Annotated in this window: 20 protein-coding genes; 8 read left to right on the top strand and 12 right to left on the bottom strand. The window is 71.5% G+C overall.

The features are described 5' to 3' along the window. Positions 1-18 precede the first annotated feature (18 nt). Genes AC07TY_RS12985 through AC07TY_RS12970 form a run of 4 tightly spaced genes read right to left on the bottom strand, consistent with a single transcriptional unit; the run spans position 19 to position 4,883 of the window. Positions 19-1,464, bottom strand: coding sequence for an MFS transporter (locus tag AC07TY_RS12985; protein ID WP_494785616.1), 1,446 nt, complete (start codon positions 1,462-1,464; stop codon positions 19-21). Positions 1,465-1,490: 26 nt separating this feature from the next. Continuing rightward, positions 1,491-1,967, bottom strand: a complete 477-nt coding sequence (locus AC07TY_RS12980; RefSeq protein WP_488625347.1) for a cupin domain-containing protein — start codon at positions 1,965-1,967, stop codon at positions 1,491-1,493. Continuing rightward, positions 1,960-3,300, bottom strand: a complete 1,341-nt coding sequence (locus tag AC07TY_RS12975) for an amidohydrolase family protein (RefSeq protein ID WP_494785615.1) — start codon at positions 3,298-3,300, stop codon at positions 1,960-1,962. The genes AC07TY_RS12980 and AC07TY_RS12975 overlap by 8 nt, the downstream gene beginning before the upstream one ends. Further along, positions 3,297-4,883, bottom strand: coding sequence for an adenosylhomocysteinase (locus AC07TY_RS12970; RefSeq protein WP_494785614.1), 1,587 nt, complete (start codon positions 4,881-4,883; stop codon positions 3,297-3,299). The genes AC07TY_RS12975 and AC07TY_RS12970 overlap by 4 nt, the downstream gene beginning before the upstream one ends. A gap of 118 nt (positions 4,884-5,001) precedes the next feature. Here AC07TY_RS12970 and AC07TY_RS12965 point away from each other — a divergent pair, with 118 nt between their 5' ends. The 5 genes from AC07TY_RS12965 (at position 5,002) to AC07TY_RS12945 (ending at position 9,839) form a co-directional block, all read left to right on the top strand. Beyond that, positions 5,002-5,823 carry an ABC transporter substrate-binding protein gene (locus AC07TY_RS12965; RefSeq protein ID WP_494785613.1) on the top strand — a complete coding sequence of 274 codons (822 nt, stop codon included), beginning with the start codon at positions 5,002-5,004 and terminating at the stop codon, positions 5,821-5,823. Next, positions 5,820-6,674: an amino acid ABC transporter permease gene (locus AC07TY_RS12960; RefSeq protein WP_488625343.1), complete on the top strand. Its 855-nt coding sequence runs from the start codon at positions 5,820-5,822 to the stop codon at positions 6,672-6,674. The genes AC07TY_RS12965 and AC07TY_RS12960 overlap by 4 nt, the downstream gene beginning before the upstream one ends. A 59-nt stretch (positions 6,675-6,733) precedes the next feature. Then, entirely contained in the window at positions 6,734-7,459 is a 726-nt protein-coding gene (locus tag AC07TY_RS12955) for an amino acid ABC transporter ATP-binding protein (RefSeq protein ID WP_233580058.1), read from the top strand. 91 nt (positions 7,460-7,550) lie between these two features. After that, positions 7,551-8,819, top strand: a complete 1,269-nt coding sequence (locus tag AC07TY_RS12950) for a Fic family protein (RefSeq protein WP_494785612.1) — start codon at positions 7,551-7,553, stop codon at positions 8,817-8,819. A 9-nt stretch (positions 8,820-8,828) separates the two neighbouring features. Further along, the gene (locus AC07TY_RS12945; protein WP_494785611.1) at positions 8,829-9,839 is read left to right on the top strand and encodes an adenosine deaminase; all 1,011 of its coding nucleotides are present in this window, start codon (positions 8,829-8,831) and stop codon (positions 9,837-9,839) included. Positions 9,840-10,103: 264 nt separating this feature from the next. Here AC07TY_RS12945 and AC07TY_RS12940 read toward each other — a convergent pair whose 3' ends face one another. The 3 genes from AC07TY_RS12940 to AC07TY_RS12930 form a co-directional block, all read right to left on the bottom strand. After that, positions 10,104-11,648 carry a GMC family oxidoreductase gene (locus tag AC07TY_RS12940; protein ID WP_494785610.1) on the bottom strand — a complete coding sequence of 515 codons (1,545 nt, stop codon included), beginning with the start codon at positions 11,646-11,648 and terminating at the stop codon, positions 10,104-10,106. Continuing rightward, the gene (locus AC07TY_RS12935) at positions 11,645-13,024 is read right to left on the bottom strand and encodes an alpha/beta hydrolase (protein ID WP_494785609.1); all 1,380 of its coding nucleotides are present in this window, start codon (positions 13,022-13,024) and stop codon (positions 11,645-11,647) included. Before AC07TY_RS12935 ends, AC07TY_RS12940 begins: the two co-directional genes overlap by 4 nt. Positions 13,025-13,103: 79 nt before the next feature. Next, positions 13,104-13,646: an NUDIX hydrolase family protein gene (locus tag AC07TY_RS12930; RefSeq protein ID WP_123506841.1), complete on the bottom strand. Its 543-nt coding sequence runs from the start codon at positions 13,644-13,646 to the stop codon at positions 13,104-13,106. 64 nt (positions 13,647-13,710) lie between these two features. Here AC07TY_RS12930 and AC07TY_RS12925 point away from each other — a divergent pair, with 64 nt between their 5' ends. Together AC07TY_RS12925 and AC07TY_RS12920 are read left to right on the top strand one after the other, a co-directional pair. Continuing rightward, positions 13,711-14,349 carry an alpha/beta hydrolase gene (locus AC07TY_RS12925; protein ID WP_494785608.1) on the top strand — a complete coding sequence of 213 codons (639 nt, stop codon included), beginning with the start codon at positions 13,711-13,713 and terminating at the stop codon, positions 14,347-14,349. Between the two features lie 43 nt (positions 14,350-14,392). Further along, positions 14,393-15,052 (top strand): SIMPL domain-containing protein, encoded by a 660-nt coding sequence (locus AC07TY_RS12920; protein ID WP_494785607.1) that lies wholly within the window; start codon positions 14,393-14,395, stop codon positions 15,050-15,052. Positions 15,053-15,145: 93 nt separating this feature from the next. On the opposite strand, the gene AC07TY_RS12915 is transcribed toward AC07TY_RS12920, so the two are convergent. From AC07TY_RS12915 to AC07TY_RS12905, 3 genes are read right to left on the bottom strand one after another with little or no spacing between them, the layout of a single operon-like run. Next, complete coding sequence (locus AC07TY_RS12915; protein ID WP_494785606.1) at positions 15,146-16,081, bottom strand: NADP-dependent oxidoreductase; 936 nt, start codon at positions 16,079-16,081, stop codon at positions 15,146-15,148. 42 nt (positions 16,082-16,123) lie between these two features. Continuing rightward, positions 16,124-16,654 carry a gluconokinase gene (locus tag AC07TY_RS12910; RefSeq protein WP_494785605.1) on the bottom strand — a complete coding sequence of 177 codons (531 nt, stop codon included), beginning with the start codon at positions 16,652-16,654 and terminating at the stop codon, positions 16,124-16,126. A gap of 1 nt (position 16,655) precedes the next feature. Then, complete coding sequence (locus AC07TY_RS12905; RefSeq protein WP_494785604.1) at positions 16,656-18,053, bottom strand: GntP family permease; 1,398 nt, start codon at positions 18,051-18,053, stop codon at positions 16,656-16,658. Positions 18,054-18,206: 153 nt separating this feature from the next. Here AC07TY_RS12905 and AC07TY_RS12900 point away from each other — a divergent pair, with 153 nt between their 5' ends. Beyond that, the gene (locus tag AC07TY_RS12900; protein WP_494785603.1) at positions 18,207-18,932 is read left to right on the top strand and encodes a FadR/GntR family transcriptional regulator; all 726 of its coding nucleotides are present in this window, start codon (positions 18,207-18,209) and stop codon (positions 18,930-18,932) included. Positions 18,933-18,992: 60 nt separating this feature from the next. Here AC07TY_RS12900 and AC07TY_RS12895 read toward each other — a convergent pair whose 3' ends face one another. Then, a complete protein-coding gene (locus AC07TY_RS12895; RefSeq protein WP_488625333.1) occupies positions 18,993-19,886 on the bottom strand; it encodes an SDR family oxidoreductase in 894 nt (297 codons plus the stop codon). Between the two features lie 102 nt (positions 19,887-19,988). Then, on the bottom strand, positions 19,989-21,215 hold the full coding sequence (locus tag AC07TY_RS12890) for an MFS transporter (RefSeq protein WP_123506833.1): 1,227 nt from the start codon (positions 21,213-21,215) through the stop codon (positions 19,989-19,991). Positions 21,216-21,268 lie beyond the last annotated feature (53 nt).

The following is a 21,268-nucleotide window of genomic DNA, read 5'->3' as shown; positions in this document are numbered from 1 at the left end:
TAGCGCGCGTTCCGATGCCTAGTCGGGCTGCACGACCGGCACCGGCGCCGTCGCCGTGTGCGGCGCCCGCACGCGCGGCATGGCCACCACGGCCGCGACGGCCAGGAGCACGACCACGACCACCGCGACGAACACCGCGCTCGACGCGTCGACGACGGCGCTCGGCACGGTGTCGCCGTCGGGCGTCCGGGCGTAGATCGCGTTGGCGACGGCGCCGAAGATCGCGACGCCGATGGCGCTTCCGATCGACCGGGCGAACAGGTTGGTGCCGGTGACGACGCCGCGCTCGTTCCACTCGACGCTCGACTGCGCCGAGATCAGGCTGGGCGTGGCGACGAATCCCATGCCGAGGCCGACCACGAAGCACGCCGCCGCTACGACGACGAGGTTCGGGTGGTGCGCCGTCGCGGCGAGAACCCCTGCGCCGAGAAGGGCGACTCCGATGCCGATGAAGACCGTGCCGCGGAAGCCGATCCGCAGGTAGACCTTGCCGGCCTGCGAGGCGCTGACCGGCCAGCCGAGCGTCAGTGCCGCGAGCGCCAGGCCGGCGAGGATCGGCGACACGTGGATCGACCCCTCGAGGTAGGTCGGCACGTACGACGTGAGGCCGAGCACGATGGCGCCGACGCCGAACGAGATGAGCGACGTCGTCAGGAGCAGGCGGCGCGTGAACACCCACGGCGGCAGCACCGGCTCGGCCGCGCGGCGCTCGACCACGATGAAGATCGCGAGCAGGATCCCCCCGACCGCGAACGCGCCGATGCTCTGCGGGGAGTTCCACGCCCACGCCTGCCCGCCCTCGAGCAGCGCCAGGATCAGGAGGCTGAGCGACGCCGTCAGGAGCGCCGCACCGAGGTAGTCGACGCTGTGGCGCGTGCGCTCGATCTTCTCGTGGAAGGCGCGCAGGATCATCCAGGCTGCCAGGAGGCACAGCGGCACGTTGACGAAGAAGATGCCGCGCCAGATGCCGAGCTCCGAGAACACGCCGCCGAGGGTGGGTCCGACGACCGAGGCGATGGCCCAGACGCTCGCCAGATAGCCCTGCGCCTTGGCGCGCTCCTTGACGGTGTAGATGTCGCCCGCGATGGTGATCGCCATGGGCTGCACGGCGCCGGCGCCGAGGCCCTGGACGACGCGGAACAGGATCAGCGCCGGCATGCTCCACGCGAACCCGCAGAGGATGCTGCCGACCAGGAACAGCCCGATGCCGAACAGCATGAGCGGCTTGCGGCCGACCATGTCGGACAGCTTCGCGTAGATCGGCACGGAGACGGCCTGGGCCAGGAGGTAGATCGAGAACACCCACGGGAACGACGAGAACCCGCCGATGTCGTGGACGATCGAGGGGACGGCGGTGGCGACGATTGTCGAGTCGATGGCGACGAGGCCCGTCGACAGCATCAGGGCGATGAGGATCGGGCCGCGGTCGGAGCGGAATCCGACGCCGGCGGACGTGGTGGTCATTGGCACCACGCTAGGCCGTTCGCGCGCTAGTCGGCGAGCGACCAGTCGTCGAAGGTGAACCCGGGCGAGACCAGGCACGAGACGAGTGCCTCGCCGGCCGAGGGGAGGGTGCGCTGCCAGGTGCCTGCGGGCACGAGCCCTTGGGCGACGGACTCGGAGCCGGCCGTTCCTGCGCCCGGGCCCAGGACGTGGCGCTCGGCGGCGACCGGCGTTGCACTCGTTCCTCCGAGCTCGAGCACGACCTCGTCGGGGCCGTGCCAGAGCCAGATCTCGTCGGACTCGACCTTGTGCCAGGCCGACGCCTCGCCGGGCGGGAGCAGGAAGTGGATCAGCGTCGCCGCGGGCCGGTCGCCGGTGGCGTTCAGGGCCGGCGACGTCCAGGTGCGGCGGTACCAGCCGCCCTCGGGGTGCGGCTCGAGGTCGAGGGCCGCGGCGCGCGCGGGCACGTCGAGCCACTCGATCACTTCGCCGTCGACGGTTCGGCGGGCTACCTGGTCAGTCATGGGCTTCTTTCGTGAGGAGGGCGCCATCCTGCGCGCGGATCTCGCCGCGGATGACGGTGGCGCTGGCGCGCCCGGCGCCGTCCTCGACGAGGGCGGCGAAGGCGTCGGGGACGGTACGGGCGTCGACGTCGAACACGACGAGGTCGGCGCGGGCTCCGACAGCGAGGTGGCCGATGCGGTCGGGTCCGGTGGCCAGGCCGATGGCATTCGCGCCGCCGAGAGTGACCGCGGCGAGCAGCCGCTCGTGCAGGTCGAGGGCGCCGTAGCCCTGGGCACGGGCGATGCGGTGCAGGGCCGTGACGTCGGCCATCAGGTCGAGCGAGGGCGACGACGACAGCGAGTCCGTGCCGATCGCGATCGGGCTGCCCTCGCGGAGGTAGTCGGCGACCGGCGGCGGGTCGAGGCCGATCACGGCGTTGGAGCGCGGGCAGAGCGCGACGGCCGTGCCGCGGGCCCGCAGCAGGGCGCGGTCGGCGGCGGTCATGTAGACGCCGTGCGCGATGTGGCAGTCGGGCCCGAGCACCCCGAGGCGGTCGACGAAGCTGGTGGCGCTGGCGCCGAAGCCCAGCTCGCGCAGCGCGCGGAAGGAGGGGACGCCGGCGAAGTGCCAGTCCTCGTGCCGCTCGCCGTGGTCGGTCGGTATGCGCTCGCCCTCGAACGCCGACTCCCCGAGGTGAAGGTGAAGGCGGAGTCCGCGCTGGCGGACGATGTCGGGCAGCTCGAGCAGTGGCGAGACGTCGAGCGAGTAGGGCGCGTGCGGCGACAGGCCGACCCCGGGGACGGCCGGGATGCGCTCCAGCTCGGCCACGACCTGGTCGCGGCCGCGCGCCTCCCAGGCCGCATTCTCCCAGTTCATGACCTCCCAGAACGCGACGCCGCCGAGCCCGGCGTCGCCGAGCACCGATGCCGCCTCCATGTCGGTGACGATGTCGGCGATGCTGGTCACGCCGGCGACGATCGACGCCGCTGCCCCGGCTGCCGCCTCGGCCCTCCAGTCGTGCGGCTTCTCGTACTCGACGTCGAATGCCTTCGCCCAGTCGTCGAATCCGTCGTACTGCCCCTGACCGACGGCTGCCATGCCGGTGTACTGCAGGTGCGAGTGGGCGTTGACGAGGCCCGGCAGCAGGGCGCCGCGCCAGTGGTGCTCGGTGAACGCCAGGCCGCGGGCGGCGAGCTGGTCGACGACCCAGGCGTGCTCGCCGACGTGCAGGATGCGGCCGTCTTGCACCGCGACGGCGCCGTCGAGGATGGGCGGGGCGGTCATCGGCACGACGATGCGGGCCGAGTGGACCGAGACGGGGCCGCCGGGGCCACCGGGGCCGGCTCCGGTCATGCGCGCGGCCCGAAGCGCGTGGTGGCGACGTCGACGGGAGCGTCGCCCGGGCTCGCAGCGAACGGCGGCGTCGTCACACCGAGCCGCCGGAGCGCGAGCGTCGCGATGCGGTGGTCGGCGCCCGGGTCGACCGGGTGCAGGCCCGGCGCCAGCGAGCCGCGACCGGCCAGCAGCGTGCGCACCGCCTCGAGCTGCACCGCGAACGAGAGGTCCATGATCTCGATCGGGTTGCCCTCGCCGGCCGCGATGTTGACGCAGGAGCCTCCCACCAGCAGAAGCACGCCGCCGCCACCCGGCAGCGTCAGCGACTCGACGTGCTCTGTCAGGGTGAGGCGGGAGGTTCCTGCGCCCTGGGCTTCGGCGAGCGCCACCTCGTCGTCGACTCCGCCGGCGACGGCGATGACGCACCCGGGCGCGCAGCAACTCAGGGCGGCGAACGTCACGGTGTCGCGCCCCCCCGTCGCCGAGACGACGAGGTCGGCGGTGGCCACGGCGGTCTCGAGCGGCGCCACCGCGTACCCGGCGTACGCCGCCTGAAGCGCGCGCACAGGGTCGATCTCGGCCACCGTGACGCTCAGCCCCAGCGCCGTCAGCATCTGCGCGCAGCCCTCGCCCACGGGGCCGAAGCCGGCGACGACCGCTCTGCCGCCGGGCGCGACCCGGTGCCCCTCGACGCCGTCGAGCGCGTCGACGATCGCGAAGACGCACGACTGGCCGGTGCCGTAGCGGTTGTCGAACCAGGTCTTGGTGCGGGCGTCGTTCACGGCGATGACGGGCACGCGGAGGTCGCCGCGCTCGGCCATCACGCGGAGCGGCCGCAGCCCCGACGTGGTCTCCTCGGCGGCTCCGATCATGCCGTCGAGGAGCTCGGGGGCGTCGTCGCGGGGCGTCGTCTCTTCGCGGGCCGGCGTCTCCTCCTGAGGCGGCGTCTCCTCCTGAGGCGGCGTCTCTTCGTGGGCCAGCGTCTCTTCGTGGGCCAGCCTGATCAGGTGCGATCCGTCGTCGAGCAGGATGTCGGGTCGCGTGCGCAGGAACTCGAGCGCCAGCCCCCGCTGCTCCCGGAGCGTCGCGGCGCTGTCGGCGTAGACGCTGAACCCGCGCGTGCGGAGCGCGTCGGCCACGGCGTCGTCGGTCTCGTCGGCGTGGGCGTACACGGCCACCTCCGCGCCGGCGTCACGCAGCAGCAGCGACAGCACGGCCGTCTTCGGCTCCAGCACCATGCTCACGCCGACCCGCAGGCCCGCCAGGTCGAGGCCCCTGACGATCTCGGTCGAGATCGGCATGCGCTGCGCCGCCCACTCGATGCGGCTGTCGGCGTCGTCCTGGCGGAGCGGGGCCGCGTCGTCGCTCGTGTCGATGACGAGGGCGCCTTCGCCGGGCCCGCGATCCGCCGTGTCGACCAGCCACAGGTGATCGACGGGGCCGGCCGGCAGGTCTCGCCCGCCGAGGGCCTGGAGCAAGCTCCGGAGCGCACCGGCACGGGCTCCCCCGCCCTCGATGCGGAACCGTCGCCCGGCGATCAGGAGGTTCGTCTCGCGCGCGAAACGGCGGACCGCGGCCGACGCCCACGCTTGCTCGTGCATGCCCTCAGTATGGCAAGGCCCGCCCTGCGAGTCGTTGCGTGACGCCGACCGCGCGAGTGTCGGTGGTTGCGCTGTAATATCCAGTACTTCCCCACTCCTCGAACGAAGGCTCCCTGAGATGCGTCTCCGCTCCCGCACTGCTGTCGTCGCCGCCACCGTCCTCGCCGCGACGCTCGCTCTCGCCGGCTGCTCCGCCGGCTCGTCGAGCAGCGCCTCCGGCACCGTGACCGACGGCAAGCTCACCATCGCGACCGGGCAGCCCGCCTACTCGCCGTGGGTCGATGACAACAAGCCGCAGTCGGGCGAGGGCTTCGAGTCGGCCGTGGCCTACGCCGTCGCCAAGGAGATGGGCTACTCGAAGTCCGACGTCGTCTGGACGAGATCCACCTTCGACAGCGCCATCGCGCCCGGCGCGAAAGACTGGGACCTCAACATCCAGCAGTTCAGCGTCACCACCGCCCGCAAGAAGGCCGTCGACTTCTCGACGCCGTACTACACGACCACCCAGGCCGTCGTCACCACGAGCAAGTCGAAGGCCGCGGACGCCACCAGCGTCGCCGATCTCAAGGGCGACAGCATCGGCGTCGCGACCGGCACGACCAGCCTCGCGACCGTCCAGAAAGACGTCGGAGTCACGCCGCAGGTGTTCAACTCGAACGACGACGCGATCCTCGCCCTCAAATCGGGCCAGATCGATGCGGTCGTCACCGACCTCCCCACGGCGTTCTACATCGCCTCGGCCGAGCTCGACGACGGCAAGGTCATCGGCCAGTTCCCATCGACGGGCGACGGCGACCAGTTCGCCTTCGTGCTCCCGAAGGGCTCGAAGGTCACCTCGAAGGTCGACACCGCCCTGGCCGCTCTCGAGAAAGACGGCACCCTGGCCGAGCTGACGAAGACCTGGCTGTCCGACAAGGTCGACGCCCCCGTCCTCAAGTGACCGCCGCCGTCGGCGCACCGTCCGAGCTGGAGGTCGAGCGCCGCCTCTACCGCCGCCAGCGCGGCCGCCGCTCGCTGATCGCGAGCATCGCGTCGACCGTCGTGGTCGTCGCCATCGTCTACTTCGGCGTCGTCAACACCCCCGGCTGGGCCTCCGTCCAGCAGTCGTTCTTCGACCCGAAGACGGCGGCCGATTCGTTCCCGTCGATCCTGCTCGGCCTGTGGCTGAACGTGCGGATCCTGTTCTTCGCGGCCATCGGCGTGGCCGTGTTCGGCACGCTGCTCGCGGTGGTCCGCGGGCTGCAGAACCCGGTGTTCTTCCCGCTGCGAATGCTCGCGACCGGTTACACCGACCTGTTCCGCGGCCTGCCGCTCATCATCGTGCTGTACCTCGTCGGGTTCGGGATCCCCGGGCTCGGCGTCTTCCCGCGGCTGCCCTACGCCGTGCTCGGCACGGTCGCGATCATCCTCACCTACTCGTCGTACATCGCCGAGGTGCTCCGCGCCGGCATGGAGGCCGTGCACCCGTCGCAGCGCCTCGCCGCGCGGTCGCTCGGCCTCTCGCACGCCAAGACTCTCCGCCTCGTCGTGCTGCCGCAGGCGCTCCGCAAGGTCACCCCGGCGCTCATGAACGACTTCGTCTCCATGCAGAAGGACGTCGGGCTCGTCTCGATCCTCGGCGCGATCGATGCCGTGCGCAGCGCTCAGATCGCGTCGCAGGAGACCTACAACTTCACGCCGTACGTCGTCGCCGGCCTGCTGTTCGTGGTCATCAGCCTGCCGCTCATCCGTGTGACCGACGCCATCGCCCGACGCCAGCAGCGGCGCGAGCAGATCGGGGGTGCGGTGTGAGCGCCCCGGCTTTCCGCGACGACCAGCCCACGTCCGAATCCGCGCCGACCCCCGATGCAGTGCTTGAGCTGCGCGGCCTCCGCAAGTCCTTCGGCGATCAGGAGGTGCTGCGGGGCATCGACCTGACCGTGCACACGCACGAGGTCATCGCCGTGATCGGCGCCTCCGGATCAGGCAAGTCGACGCTGCTCAAGACGGTCAACCTGCTCGAGGGGATCGACGACGGCCAGATCCTGCTGCGCGGCAGCGACATCTCCGATCCGCGGGTCGACGTCGACGCCACCCGCGCGCGCATCGGCGTCGTCTTCCAGCAGTTCAACCTCTTCCCGCACATGACCGTGCTGAACAACGTGACCCTCGCGTCGCGCCGGGTGCACGGCATCGACCGCGCCGCGGCCGAGGCGACAGCGCAGACCCTGCTCGACCGCATCGGGCTGGGCACGTTCGCTGGCGCCTACCCCGACCGGCTCTCGGGCGGGCAGCAGCAGCGCGTCGCCATCGCTCGAGCGATCGCGTCCGACCCCGAACTGCTGCTGCTCGACGAGGTGACGAGCGCGCTCGACCCGCAGCTCGTCGGCGAGGTGCTCGACCTCGTGACCGAGCTCAAGGAGGGCGGCTCGACGATCCTCATGACGACGCACGAGATGCACTTCGCGCGGAACGTGGCCGACCGCATCGTCTTCCTGCACAAGGGCGAGGTCGTCGAGCAGGGCGCGCCGGCCGAGGTGCTCGACGCGCCGCAGCACCCGGCGCTTATCGAGTTCCTCTCGCGCGCGGCCCACTAGCCTCGACGCTCCGACGCGAAGACCGAAAGACGAGCAAAGATGTCCTTATTGCGGCCTAACTCATTAACCCGCAATATGAAAGAATCGACACATGGCTCGCTTCACGCACGTACGGCATCGCGGAGATCCAGGCGCGGCCACGCGAAGCGAGCGAACCGGCTACTCCTATCTGCGCTACGAACCTGACCCGCTACGCGACCGGCTCCTCGAACTCGACTCCGACACCTGGCGATCGGTGGCGGAGGCAGGCGCCGCCCTCGCTGAGTCCGAGTCCCGACTCTTCCACCTCGGCGGAACAGAGGCTCTCGGGCGAATACTGCTTCGGGCTGAGGCCGTGGCGTCGTCTCGGATCGAGGGGCTCGAGGTGTCGCCACGGCGCCTCCTCGAAGAGGAGCACCTCGCCCGAACCGAGGCCGGACATCGACACACGACCGCGGGCGAAGTGATCGGCAACATCGATGCCATGCGCCTCGTGATCGAGCGAATCCAGTCGGGCCACGAGATCGTTCTCGACGACATTCTCTCCACCCATCGCGAGCTCATGCGGAGATCCGCTACGCCCGAGATCGGAGGGCGGCTGCGGCAGGGGCAGAACTGGATCGGCGGCGCCACACCCGCGCTTGCCGAATTCGTGCCTCCGCACCCCGATGCTGTCGAGGGACTTCTCCTCGATCTGCTCGAGTTCGTCGACAGGAGCAACCTGCCATCCATCGCTATCGCTGCGATCGCCCACGCGCAGTTCGAGACCATCCATCCCTTCGCCGACGGCAACGGCCGGACAGGCCGAGCCCTGATCCACATGGTCCTTCGATCCCGCGGCGCAACGAGCGCGGCCGCTCCGCCGATCTCGCTCAGTTTCGCCACGCATTCGCGCGACTATGTCGAGGCATTGACGCTCTTCCGCTACCAGGGCGACGGGTCCTCGCCCCTGGCCGCATCGCGCGCAGCACACTTCGTGCGGTTCTTCAGCACAGCAGTGTCCGAAGTAGTGGACCAGATGGAGCGCTTCGAGTCCGAGATACGCGGATTGCAGGCGACCTGGAGGTCCGCCCTCGTCGGAGTCCGCTCAGACTCGGCGGTCTGGGAACTCCTTGACCTCCTCCCCGGAATGCCCGTGCTCACGGCACGATCGGTCCAGAGCGCCACGAACCGCAGCTTCACGACCATTAACGACGGGCTGGCCGCGCTCGAAGCCAAGGGCATCATCGTTCAACGCAGCGTCGGCACACGCAATCGAGTGTTCGAAGTGCAATCGATCATCACGGCGATGGCCTTGTTCGAACGACGGCTCGCGTCGCCCGTGCTCGACACAGCCTCCGTCCAGCCGAATCGGCCGGTGCCGGCTCGCCCTCAGCACTAGCCTGGCGCGATGACCAAGCGCGACACCCGCACCCTCCCCAAAGCCGAGCTGCACGTCCACGCCGAGGGAACCCTCGAGCCCGAGATGGTCTTCGCCCTCGCCGCGAAGAACGGCGTCGCGCTCCCCTACGCCGACATCGACGACCTGCGCTCGCGCTACAGCTTCTCGAACCTGCAGGAGTTCCTCGACCTCTACTACGCGTGCACTGCCGTGCTCGTGACCCGCGACGACTTCCGCGACCTGGCCGCCGCCTACCTGGAGCGCGCCGCGCACGACGGAGTCCGCCACGTCGAGCTGTTCTTCGACCCCCAGGCCCACACGGCCCGCGGCGTCGCGATCGACGACGCCCTCGACGGCCTGCTCGACGCGTTCCGCCAGGCCGAGGCCGACCACGGGATCACCGGCGGCCTGATCCTCTGCGTCATGCGCCACCTCCCCGCCGACGACGCGATGGCCACCCTCGAGTCGGTGGCCCACCGCGCCGGCGACCTGCTGGCGATCGGCATGGACTCGTCCGAGGTCGGCTTCCCCGCCGCCCCCTTCGGCGCCGTCTATGCGCGGGCGCAGGAACTCGGCCTCCACGCCGTCGCACACGCCGGCGAGGAGGGCGACCCCTCGTACGTCTGGTCCGCCCTCGACGACCTCCGGGTGCAGCGCGTCGACCACGGCATCCGCAGCCTCGAAGACCCGGCCCTCGTCGAGCGCCTCGTCGCCGACGGCATCACGCTGACCGTCTGCCCGCTCTCGAACGTGCGGCTCGCCGTGACACCCGACCTCGCCGACCACCCCCTGCCGCGGATGCTCGAGCTCGGCGTCCTCGCCACCGTGAACTCCGACGACCCGGCGTACTTCGGGGGCTACATCGACGACAACTTCCGCGCGGTCCGCACCAGCCTGGGGCTCGACGATGCCGCGCTCGCGTCGCTGGCGCGCAACTCGATCACGGGAGCGTTCGCGTCCGCCGACCGCAAGGCCGAGCTGCTCGCCGGGGTCGACGCCTGGCTCGACGCGCCGCAGTAGTCGCGGAGCCCGTGCCCGGCACGCCGGGCGCCGGCCCCTCCCGCGAGATGGCCCCGCCCGTCGGGCCCCCGCCTCGGGGCCGACGGCTAGGGCCACCTCGCGAAAACGGCCTGGCACGCCGGGCGGCGCCCCCACTCGCGAAATGGCCCCGCCCGTCGGGCCCCCGCCTCGGGGCCGACGGCGAGGGCCACCTCGCAGGCAGGCCACCTCGCAAGCAGGGCCACCTCGCAAGCAGGGCCACCTCGCGAGCAGGCCCCGCGGCGCCTACGCCGCCAGGAACTTCTCGGCGCTGCGGAGCCCCAGCGCCATGATCGCCAGCGCCGGGTTCGCGACCACGGCGCTCGGGAAGACCGAGTTGTCGGCGATCCACAGGTTGGGCACGTCGAAGCTCCGTCCGTCCGCGTCGACGACGGCCGAGTCGGCCGAATCGCCCATGCGGGCGGTTCCGATGGTGTGAGCCGTTCGCGCGAGCACACGGGTCGACGTGGCTCCGGCCGCTTCGACGATCGCGGTCATGGTGCGGATCGCGTGTCGGTCCATGGCCTCCTCGTTCTCGCCCGAGCTGAAGGCGACGCGGGCCTTCGGGATGCCGTAGGCGTCCTTCTCGTCCGAGAGCGTGAGCACGTTGTCGTCGCTGGGCAGGCACTCGCCGTTCATGCCGACCCCGGCAAGATACCGGTAGCCGTCCATGGCGTCGACGAGCTCCCGACCCCAGAGGCCGCCGCCCCGCACCATGGTCGTGGCGAGGGTGAGCGGTACGACGCCGAGGCTCTGGAGCAGGTAGCCGCCGGCGAAGTCGGCGTCGTCGGGGCGGAGCGTGTCCTCGGTGATGATCGACGACGGGTAGCCGCGGTGGCTGCGCATCTCGGTCTCGAACGTGCCCCACACCTGCGTGGCGCCGTGGGCCATGTAGTTCCTGCCGACCTGGCCGCTCGAATTGGCCAGCCCCGTGTGGAGGAGCAGGCGCGGAGTCTCGACGCCGCCGGCGCAGAGGAAGAGCGCGGCGCACCGCTGGCGGTGCTCGACGCCGTCGCGGAGGTAGACGACCGCGCTGACACGGCCCTGGCCGTCGAGCTCGATGCCGGTCACCATCGAGTCAGGACGGATCTCGGCGCCGTGCGCGACCGCGAGCGGGAGGTACGTGGTGTCCATGCTGACCTTGGCACCGCTGCGGCAGCCCTGGTGGCAGCTTCCGCAGGACGAGCAGGCGGGGCGGAGTCCGGCGTGCTCCTGGTGGCGGTCGACGGTGGTGAGAGCCGCCGGGGCGTCGGTGGCTCGGATGCCGAGGGCCTCGCAGCCGCGCATCATCATGTCGGACGACGCGTTCCTCGCCGGCGGCGGCATGAGGTACTTGCGCGACGGATCCCACGGGTAGAAATCGGGGCCGGCGATGCCGACGAAGTGCTCGACGCGCTCGATGTAGCGGATCAGCTCGGCGTGCTCGATGGGCCAGTCGACGCCCTTGCCGGAATCGGAGTGCAGCTTCAGGTCGCGCGGATCGGGGCGAGGCGTGAAGGCGCCCCAGTGCAGCGTCGAGCCGCCGACGCCGCGGCCGGAGTTGTTGGCGCCGAAGGCCGTCGGGTTCGCCCCGTCGGTCAGCCGCTCCTCCATCCAGTTGATGTCGACGGCCTGGTTCTCGTCGGGCGTGAACTCGTGCGGGTCGAAGTTCGGGCCCGCCTCCAGCGCGACCACGCGCAGACCGCGCTCGGCGAGGGTCGCGAGCACGGGCGCTCCGCCGGCGCCGGTGCCGATGACGACCGCGTCGACGATCTCGTCGTCCGAGTAGGTGCGCATTCCGTCGAGCCTCATCGGGCTGCCTCCTGGGTGTCGTGGTCGTGAGTCGGGTGCGGGAGCGGCTCCCAGCCCTCGCGGGTGTCCGCGGCGAGCAGGTGGAAGCCCTGGATCCGCTGCACGTCGCCGCCGTTGGCGAAGCCGTCGAAGCCGACGCGGGCCATGGTCGCGGGGTGGGCCAGCCAGGTGCGCGAGAGGTCGACGCGGCAGTCCTCGAACCACAGGGTCATCTGGTCGGCGGTGAGGGTGCCGGCCGGCGGCGTCCAGCTGCCGTCGACGATGGCGGTGAGCGTCTCGTCGCGGGCATCCTCGGACAGGTCGCCGAATGCGGCGAGCGCCGTCAACGCGAGTCGGTACGCCTCGGGATCGGGCGGCAGAGCGGCATTCCGCCAGCCGTCGCTGTGTCCGCGGTGCAGCTGCGAGTCGACCCGCGCGGCGAGGTCGATGGGCTCGCCCGTCTGCGGGACGACGCGCGCCGCGACCGCCCGGAGGGTCTCGAGCTGCGCGGGGGTGAGAGCCCGGGGCTCGTACGACGGGCGGTCGGCGAGGGCCCGGCGCGCGAGGATCCGGCGGGTGCGGGTGTTCGTGCGGCCCGACGCGATCACGCGGCCGACGTCGACGGGCACCTCGGGTCCACGGCCGGCGTGCTCCCGCCAGAGGGTCCGCACGGCGGCGGCGACCTCGTCGGGTCGCTCGAGAGGCAGGAGGTGGCCGGCTCCCTCGAGCACGACGACGTCGGCCCGGCCGTAGACCGGCAGGTTGAGGCGACGCTGGCCGTCTTCGCCGAGGGGCCCGTCCGCGCCGCCTGCCAGGATGACGGCGGGGACGTCGAGCGTCCCGACCTCGTCAGACCGGTCTTCGCGGCTGCCGCGCTCGAACCAGGCGGTCCAGGCTTCGGCCCGAGACCGCTGGACGTCGGCCAGGGCGCGCTCGTCGGCCGCAGCCCCGAGCGGCGCGCCGACGTTGTCGTCGACGAACGTCCGGGCGGCGTCGTGGTCGATTCGGCCGGTCGCGGCCCAGCCGAGCATCTGCGCGCGACTCTCGTCGCTCATGGGCTCGGGGGACGGCGGCGACGCGGCGAGGAGCACGACGCCGGTGAGGCCGAACAGGCCGGCCGACCCGTCGAGGATCCGCGCGGCGACGAGGGTGGCGACCTTGCCGCCCATGCTGTGGCCGGCCAGAAGGAAGCGGGTGGAGCCGTGGCGCCGGATCTTGCGGATGACGCCGTCGACCATCTCGTCGACGCTCAGCCCCTCGGCGCGGTTGGCCTCGCCGAAGCCGGGCAGATCGAAGGCGACCACCTCGAAGTCGTCGCCGAGGCGCTCAGCCAGCGGCTCGAATTCCAGACGGCTGGAGCCCAGCGCGTGAAGGCAGAAGATCGTAGGAGTCGACACCGGCTCGACAGTACGCGCCGGCCTCCGACCGACCTCAGCGGTCGGGGGACACGCCGGCCGCTTCCCGAGGCGACAGGAGCTAGCTCAGCGCGCCCACCGAGGCGAGGGCCGTGCGGAGCAGGGCACCGCGGCCGCCCTCCATCTCGCTGGCGACCTCCGGGCTGGCGGCGACGAGCGGGCTCATCCAGGTGATCTCGAGGGCGTCCTGGCGCGGCTCGCAGGTGCCGGTGACGGGCACGACGTAGGCCAGCGAGACCGCGTGCTGTCGCTCGTCGGTGTAGACCGAGGCGCCCGGGAAGGGGAAGTACTCGGCGACCGAGAACGGCACCGGCGACGGCGGGAGCTGCGGGAAGGCCATCGGCCCGAGGTCCTTCTCGAGGTGCCGGAAGAGCGCGGTGCGCAGCGACTCCCCGTACATCACGCGACCCGAGACGAGCATGCGCGTCATAGTGCCCTCGCTGTCGGCGCGCAGAAGCACCCCGACCTCCGTCACGAGGCCCTGGCCGTCGGTGCGGACGGGCACCGCCTCCACGTACAGGATCGGGAGGCGCTGCCGGATCTGGAACAGCTCCTCCTCGGAGAGCCAGCCGGAGTTGGGGTCGGGAGTCTGAACGGAAGCCATGGGCCATTCTTACCTGGTCTCATGACGAACACGTTTCGACGCGGCCGCTCGCTACGCTTGCGACATGGTCTCGATCGATCCGTCTGCCGTCCAGTGGTCCCTCCCCGAGGCCGAGAGGGCGGGCAAGCCGCTCGTGCTCCTGTTGCACGGCGTCGGCTCGCACGAGGGCGACCTCATCGGCCTGGTGCCCCATCTCTCGACGGAGTTCGCCTACGCGTCCCTTCGAGCACCTCTCTCCTACGGCGGCGGCTTCTCGTGGTACCCGCTGTCGCAGCCGGGCGCTCCGGAGTACGCCCCCGTCGACGAGGCCGCCGACGCGGTGCTCGACTTCGTCGCCTCGCTCGGCGACGCCCACCCCACCGTCGGCCTGCTCGGCTTCTCGCAGGGCGGCTCTCTCTCGCTCCAGCTGCTGCGCCGTCGCCCCGGCTTCTTCGACTTCGCCGTGGTGCTCGCCGGCTTCGTCGTCCCCGGAGGCACCGACGAGGTCGACGACGCCGTCACGGCCTCCGAGCCGGCGGTCTTCTACGGCCGCGGCGACGCCGATGCCGTGATCCCGCCGGCCGCGGTGGAGCGCACCGAGGCCTGGCTGACCGCGCACGCGCCGGGCGCCGAGCTCACCGTCTACCCGGGTCTCACCCACGGCATCGCCCAAGAGGAGCTCGACGACGTCAACGCGTTCCTCGCCCGGGTCCACCCCGCCTGAGCGATCCCTGTCGCGCAGGCCCGGCGCGCGGCATGATGACGACATGACCACATTCGTCGTATCCGGGCACGCCTCCGCGCTGCACCCCGCCGAGCGGGCGACCATCACCGTCACCGTCTCGTTCACCGGACCCGACCGGAAGGCCGTGCGCACTCAGGCGCTGACCGCGCACGCCGCGGTGGTGGCCGACGCGAAGTCGCACGACGCGTCGAAGGCCGCGACCGGGTGGTACGCCGACTCAGTGGCCGTCGACGCCTACAACGAGTGGGTGAAAGACAGCGACACGACCGTCCTCCGGTACCGCGCCCAGTCGCAGGTGCGGGTCACCTTCACCGACTTCGACGCCCTCGTCGACTGGGTGAGCGACCTGGCCGAGCGGAGCGGCATCGAGTTCCACGGCATCGACTGGAAGCTCACCGAGCCGACGCGCCTTCGGGTGCAGCGCGAGGTTCGCGTCGCCAGCGTGCAGGACGCCATCACGAAGGCCCACGACTACGCCGCCGGGCTGGGCCTCGGAAGCCCGCAGCTCGAGAGGGTCTATGAAGAGGGGCTGCGGCCCGGCGTCGGCGTCGGCCCGGGCATCGGGTACTCGAAGTCGATGGTGCCTCTGGGGTTGTCCGACACCTCGGGCGGCGCCGTCTTCGAGCTCAAGCCGGAGGACGTCCAGGTCGACGCATCGATCACCGCCGACTTCACGATGTAGACACGGCGTCTCGCCACTCCCCCCAGGCCGCGGCAGTGCGCGAATGCCGCTTCGCGGGGTCGACTGCGCAGGAACTGCGACGCCCCACCCGACTCAGACCAGCAGCGCGACCTTGCCCCCGGCGTGCCCCGACCCCACGAGCTCGAGCGCGGCCTTCGCATCGTCGAACGCGAACGTCGTCGCGATCGGCACGACGAGCTGGCCTGCTCCGGCGAGCTCCAGCAGGTGGGCCCGCACGCTGTCGCGGAACGCCGCGCTCTCGGGCATCGCACCGCCCACGACCCGGTAGCCGTCGCGCTCGGCCCTGCCGAACGCGGCGATGCTGACGATCCGGCTGCGGTCGGCGACGAGGGCGAGCGAGACGTCGACGGCCTCGTCGGTGCCGACGCAGTCGAGGGCGGCGTCGATCCCGTGAGGCGTGAGGCTGCGGACGCGCTCCTCGAGTCCGTCGCCGTAGACCACGCCGGTGGCGCCGAAGCCCTCGACGACGCCGAAGGTGCGCTCGGAAGCCGTCCCGATGACGGTGGCCCCGAGCAGGCGGGCCTGCTGGATGACGCTGACCCCGACCGCTCCCGAGGCGCCGTGCACGAGGATCGTCTGGCCGCTCTCGACACCGGCCACGTGCAGCATCTCGGCGGCCGTGGCGCCCGCGAGCAGCAGGTTGGCGGCCTCGGGCCAGCCGAGGTCGGGCGGCTTGGGGAAGACATCGGTCGACGGCACGGTGATCGACGTCGCGTACCCGCCCGACACGCGGAACGCGACGACCTCGTCGCCCGGCGCCAGGCCGACGTCGTCGCCCACGGCGGTCACGCGCCCGGCGACCTCGTAGCCGATCGCCAGGGGCAGCTTCGACGCATCGGAGCCCAGCAGCACGGCCTTCGCGTCAGCGGGGTTCATGCCGACGGCCACGACGTCGACCGTGACCTCGCCGGGACCGGGCGGCGGTACGTCGGCGCCCTGCTTCTCGAGCCCGTCGAGGGAACCGTAGGAGGTCGCGACCCAGTGCTGCGTGACGCCGTTTTCAGTCATGGGCCCATCTAACGCCGACGCGGGCTGGTTCCTGCGCCCGATCTACAGCTTCCGGGCGACGAGGCCCAGGCGCTCCTCGACCTCGGCCACCTCGGCGGCCGGCGACGAGCTCGCGTCGACGACGATGTGCTGCTCGTCGGCCTCCAGCGACTCGAAGGCCGCCAGCTGCGAGTCGAGGAGAGACGTCGGCATGAAGTGCCCCGAGCGCTGCGACATCCGCTCGCCGATCAGCGCCGTCGACCCCTGCACGTGCACGAAGACGACGCTCGGGCCGCGGAGCACGTCGCGGTACGACTTCTTGAGCGCGGAGCAGGTGATGATCCCGGGCTGCCCTGCGGTGGCGCGCTCCTGGATCCACGCGGCGATGCGGTCGAGCCACGGCCACCGGTCGTCGTCGTCGAGGGGCGTGCCCGCCGCCATCTTCGCCACGTTCGACTCGGGGTGCATGGCGTCGCCCTCGGCGAAGTCCCAGCCGAGGTCGTCGGCGAGCATCCCGGCGACAGTCGACTTGCCGGAGCCCGACACCCCCATGACCACCAGGATCGGCTCGTTCACGTGCGGTTCGACGGTCATGTCAGATCACCAGTCCCAGGAGGAGTGCGCCACCGAGGCCCACGACGGAGATGATGCACTCCACCACGGACCACGTCTTGAATGTCTGCCCCACGGTAGTGCCGAGGTACTCCTTGATGAGCCAGAACCCGGCGTCGTTCACGTGCGACAGGAACAGCGAGCCCGCGCCGACAGCGAGCACGACGAGCGAGACCTCGGGGCCGGCGAGGTGGGCGGTCACCGGGGCGAGGATGCCCGCCGCCGTCACGATCGCGACGGTCGCCGAGCCGGTGGCGACCCGGACCAGCGCCGCGACGAACCAGGCGACCAGGATCACCGAGATCCCGCTGTCGGTCACGGCGTGGGCGATGAGCGTGCCGATTCCCGTGTCGATGAGCACCTGCTTGAAGCCGCCGCCGGCGCCGACGATGAGCAGGATCCCCGCGATCGCCGGCAGGCCCGAGCCGAGCGAGGTCTGCACCTGATCGCGGCTCATCCCGGCACTGCGCGCGAAGAACACCATGCCGAAGAGCACCGCGATGCCGAGCGCGATCATGGGGGTTCCCAAAAACTCGAACAGCGCCTTGACGGGCCCGCCGCCGTTCTCGTCGAACGCATCCCACAGCGCCTTGAGCAGCATGAGCACGACCGGCAGGAGGATCCCGGCGACGGCGATGCCGAACGAGGGGCGCTTCCGGTCGCTCGCCTCGGCCTTCTCGTCGTCGCTCTCGAACAGGGCCGGAGCCGAGATCGGCACCCAGCGGGCGGCGAACACCGAGAACAGCGGGCCGGCGATGATCACCGTCGGGATGGCGACGGCGATGCCCAGCGCGATGGTCAAGCCGAGGTTCGCGCCCAGCGTCGTGACCGCGACCAGCGGGCCGGGGTGCGGCGGCACGAGGCCGTGCATCACGCTGAGGCCCGCGATCGCCGGGATCGCCACCCGCATGAGCGGCATCTTGGCGCGGCGCGAGACGAGCACGATCACCGGCATCAGCAGCACGACGCCGACCTCGAAGAACATCGGCAGGCCGATGAGCGCACCGATCAGGGCCATGGTCCACGGCAGGGTGCGCGGCGACGAGCGCTTCACGAGCGTGTCGACGATGCGATCGGCCCCGCCCGAGTCGACGAGGATCTTGCCGAACATCGCGCCGAAGCCGACGAGGATTCCGACGCTCGTCATCGTGGCGCCGAAGCCGTTGCCGAAGCTCACGACCGTGTCTGCCGGGGCGAGCCCTGCGCCGATGCCCACGCCGATGGACGCGATGGCCAGGGCGAGGAACGGGTGGACCTTGAGCCACGTGATCATGACGATGATCGCGGCGACGCCGGCGAGCGCCGCGATGATCAGCTGGGCGTCGGAGCCCGAGGGCTTCACCAGCTCGGTGCTCGCCAGCGCGAGGGGGGAGAAGTGCACGTCGTCGTCCTCTTCCGGGGCGCTCCTGCGCGACCCCATTGTCAGGGTGACCTCGTCGGCGGCCGTCGTGCGCCAGACTGGGTCGGTGATTTCGTCTGATTAATCAGATTAATAAGACTCATGTACTCTGCCACCACTGCGAAGGAGCGTCAAATGGCGAAGAGCCCCCTCGGCGATCGCGGCCTGCACTCCCGCGTCGTCGGCACGCTCGGCCAGCGCATCGTCGACGGCGAGCTGCCCACGGGCGCGATCCTCAACGTCGACCAGCTCGGCGACGAGTTCGCCGTGTCGCGCTCCGTGCTTCGCGAGGCTCTGCGCGTGCTCCAGTCGCTCGGCATGGTCGAGCCGCGCCAGCGGGTCGGCACCCAGGTGCTCCCCCGCGCCGACTGGGACGTCTCGAGCCCCCAGGTGGTCGAGTGGCGGGGCCGGGGTGCCGACTACTTCGTGCAGATGCGGGAGCTCCTCGAGATGCGCCTCGGGATCGAGCCCGTCGCCGCCCGCCTCGCCGCCACCGCCATGACGCCGGCCGAGGCCCACCGCGTGCAGGAGTGCGCCGCCGCCATGGTCGACGCCAGCGCCGCCGGCGACGACCGCCGGTACCTCGAGGCCGACGTCGCCTTCCACACGACGATCCTCGCTGCCTCGGGCAACCTCGTCATCGCGCACTTCGCATCGACGGTGGAGGCCCTGCTGCGGACCCGGACGGAGGAGCGCCGCCACACCATCACCGAGTACACGCCGTCATCGGCCCACCGTCACAACGAGCTCGCCCGCGCACTGGTCGACCGAGACCCGGCCGCCGCGGAGCGCTGGGCGCGCGAGCTCCTCGGCGAGACCCTCGCGGAGTTCATCGCCGAGGGAGCCCAGCGCACCCGGTAGCACTAGTGGATCGGCGTCCCGCCGGTCAGCGCTAGTGAATCGGCGACCCGCCGGTCAGCGCTAGTGAATCGGCGTCCCGCCGGTCACCGCGATCGTCTCGCCGCTGATGTAGCTCGACTCCTGCGAGGCCAGGAAGACGAACGGCGGTGCCAGCTCGGCCGGCTGACCCGGACGGCCGAAGACGGCCTCCTCGCCGAACGACTCGATCTTCTCGTTCGGGACGAACGCCGGCTGCAGCGGCGTCCACACCGGTCCGGGGGCCACGCCGTTGACTCGGATCCCCTTCTCGGCGAGCTGGCCCGCCATCGCGCGGGTCCAGTTCGCGATGCCCGCCTTCGAGACGGCGTACTCCGCGAGCGACGGCGACGGCTGGAAGCCCTGGATCGACGATGTCGTGATGATCGACGCGCCCGGCTTCAGGTGCGGCAGGGCGGCCTTGGTCGTCCAGAACAGCGTGTAGATGTTGGCCTTGAGCACGTGGTCGAGGGTCTCGGTCTCGAAGTCCTCGATGGAGTCGACGGTCGGCATGACGCCCGCGACGAGGGCCAGGATGTCGACGCCGCCGAGTTCCTGCACCGTCTTCTCGATCATGGCCGTGTTGTACGACTCGTCTTGCAGGTCGCCCGGAATCAGGACGGCCTTCTGGCCGGCGGCCTCGACGAGGGCGGCCACCTCGTCGGCCTGCTGCTGCTCTTCGGGCAGGTAGGCGAGCGCCACATCGGCGCCCTCGCGCGCGTAGGCGATGGCGACGGCGCGGCCGATGCCGGAGTCGGCACCCGTGACGAGTGCCTTGCGGCCCGCAAGGCGCTTGCCGCTGACGTAGCTCTCCTCGCCGTGGTCGGGCCGGGGCTTCATGTCGTGGATGTCGCCGGGGCCGGTCTGCTGCTGCTTCTCGAACGGCGGGCCGGGGTACTGGGTGAGCGGGTTCTGCGGGGTGTGGATCGTGTCTGCCATGCCGCCCGGTCTACGCGGACGGCGCGGGATGGCGGCACAGCTTTGTCCCCCTGCCGCCCGTGGCTCTCGCCGAGAGCGGCCGAGTCGGGCCCCGGACCGGCCTCAGAGCCCAGGCGCGCCGCTCTCGACGGGGGAGGCCCGGCGCCGCCGCACCCCCGCCACCAGCACGACCAGGAACGGGATCACGGCCAGCACCCCGACGAGCGTGAACCCGGCGTCGGGCGCGACCCGCTCGCCGACGACCCCGCCGAGAGACGAGCCCAGCGCCATCGCGCCCACGACGAACGCGGACACCCAGGCCAGGGCCTCCGTGAACACCTCGGGGCGCACGGCCTCGTGCACGACGCGGTTGGTCGAGATCGTGAACGGGGTGATCGTCATGCCCGCGAACACCCCGATCGGAAAGAGCCAGAACGGGTTGGGCGCCTGCGACAGCGCGAACCAGAAGATCGCGAACAGCAGCGTCGACGCGACCAGGAGCCGGTAGGCGGGAAGCCGACCGGGCACGAGCCCCATCAGGAACCCGCCCGACACGCTGCCGATCGAGTAGGCCGTGAGCACGAGACCGGCGATCTGCGGAACCCCGATGCTGGCGGTCCAGGCCACGACGCTGACGTCGTTGATGCCGAACATGAGGCCGACGACGGCGTTGGCGATCAGCAGGCCCATGAGCCGCCGCGACCGCCAGGGCCGGAACGCCGCCCGCGGCCCGCTGCCGGCCACCGGGATCGGGCGCGTCGGTGCCCCGCGCAGCAGCAGGAGCGCCCCGGCCGTGCCGATCACCGCCGAGATCACGAGGCCGGCGGCGGGGCTGATGGTCCCGGCGACGAGAGCGGCGAGCGCCGGCCCGAACACCCAGACGAGCTCATCGGCGATCGCCTCCAGCGAGAACGCGACCTGCAGGATCGGGGTGTCGCCGAGCCGCTGCGACCAGCGGGCCCGCATGTACGACCCGACCGGCGCGATCGAGGCGCCCACCAGCACGGATGCCGCGGCCACGACGGGCAGGGGCGCGCCGAGCGAGCCGACCGCGATCATCAGCGCGACGGCGAGCGGGTGGGCGATCGCCGCCGCGAGGAGCGCGCCGCGCTGGCCGGCGCGGTCGGCGATGCGGCCGAAGACGGGGCTCACCGCGGCCATCGACGCGATGGCCAGGCCCGAGGCGAATCCGGCTGTCGCGAACGACCCGGTCGTCGCCTGGACGAAGAACAGCACGCTGTAGCCGACGATCGCCAGCGGGACGCGGGCAAGGACTCCGACCGCAAAGAGCGCGCGCCGATCGGCCGGACCGAGCAGCTCGCGGTACCCGCCGACGCCGCCCGCGCTCACCAGCGGGAGCCGGGAGCTTGAACGGAGAGCATCTATCGAGGCTACTGAAGATC

The organism is Frondihabitans sp. GW821-FHT04F02, from assembly GCF_059420045.1.
The sequence above is the reverse complement of the archived record's forward strand: the minus strand, read 5'-3'. Positions and strand labels throughout refer to the sequence as shown.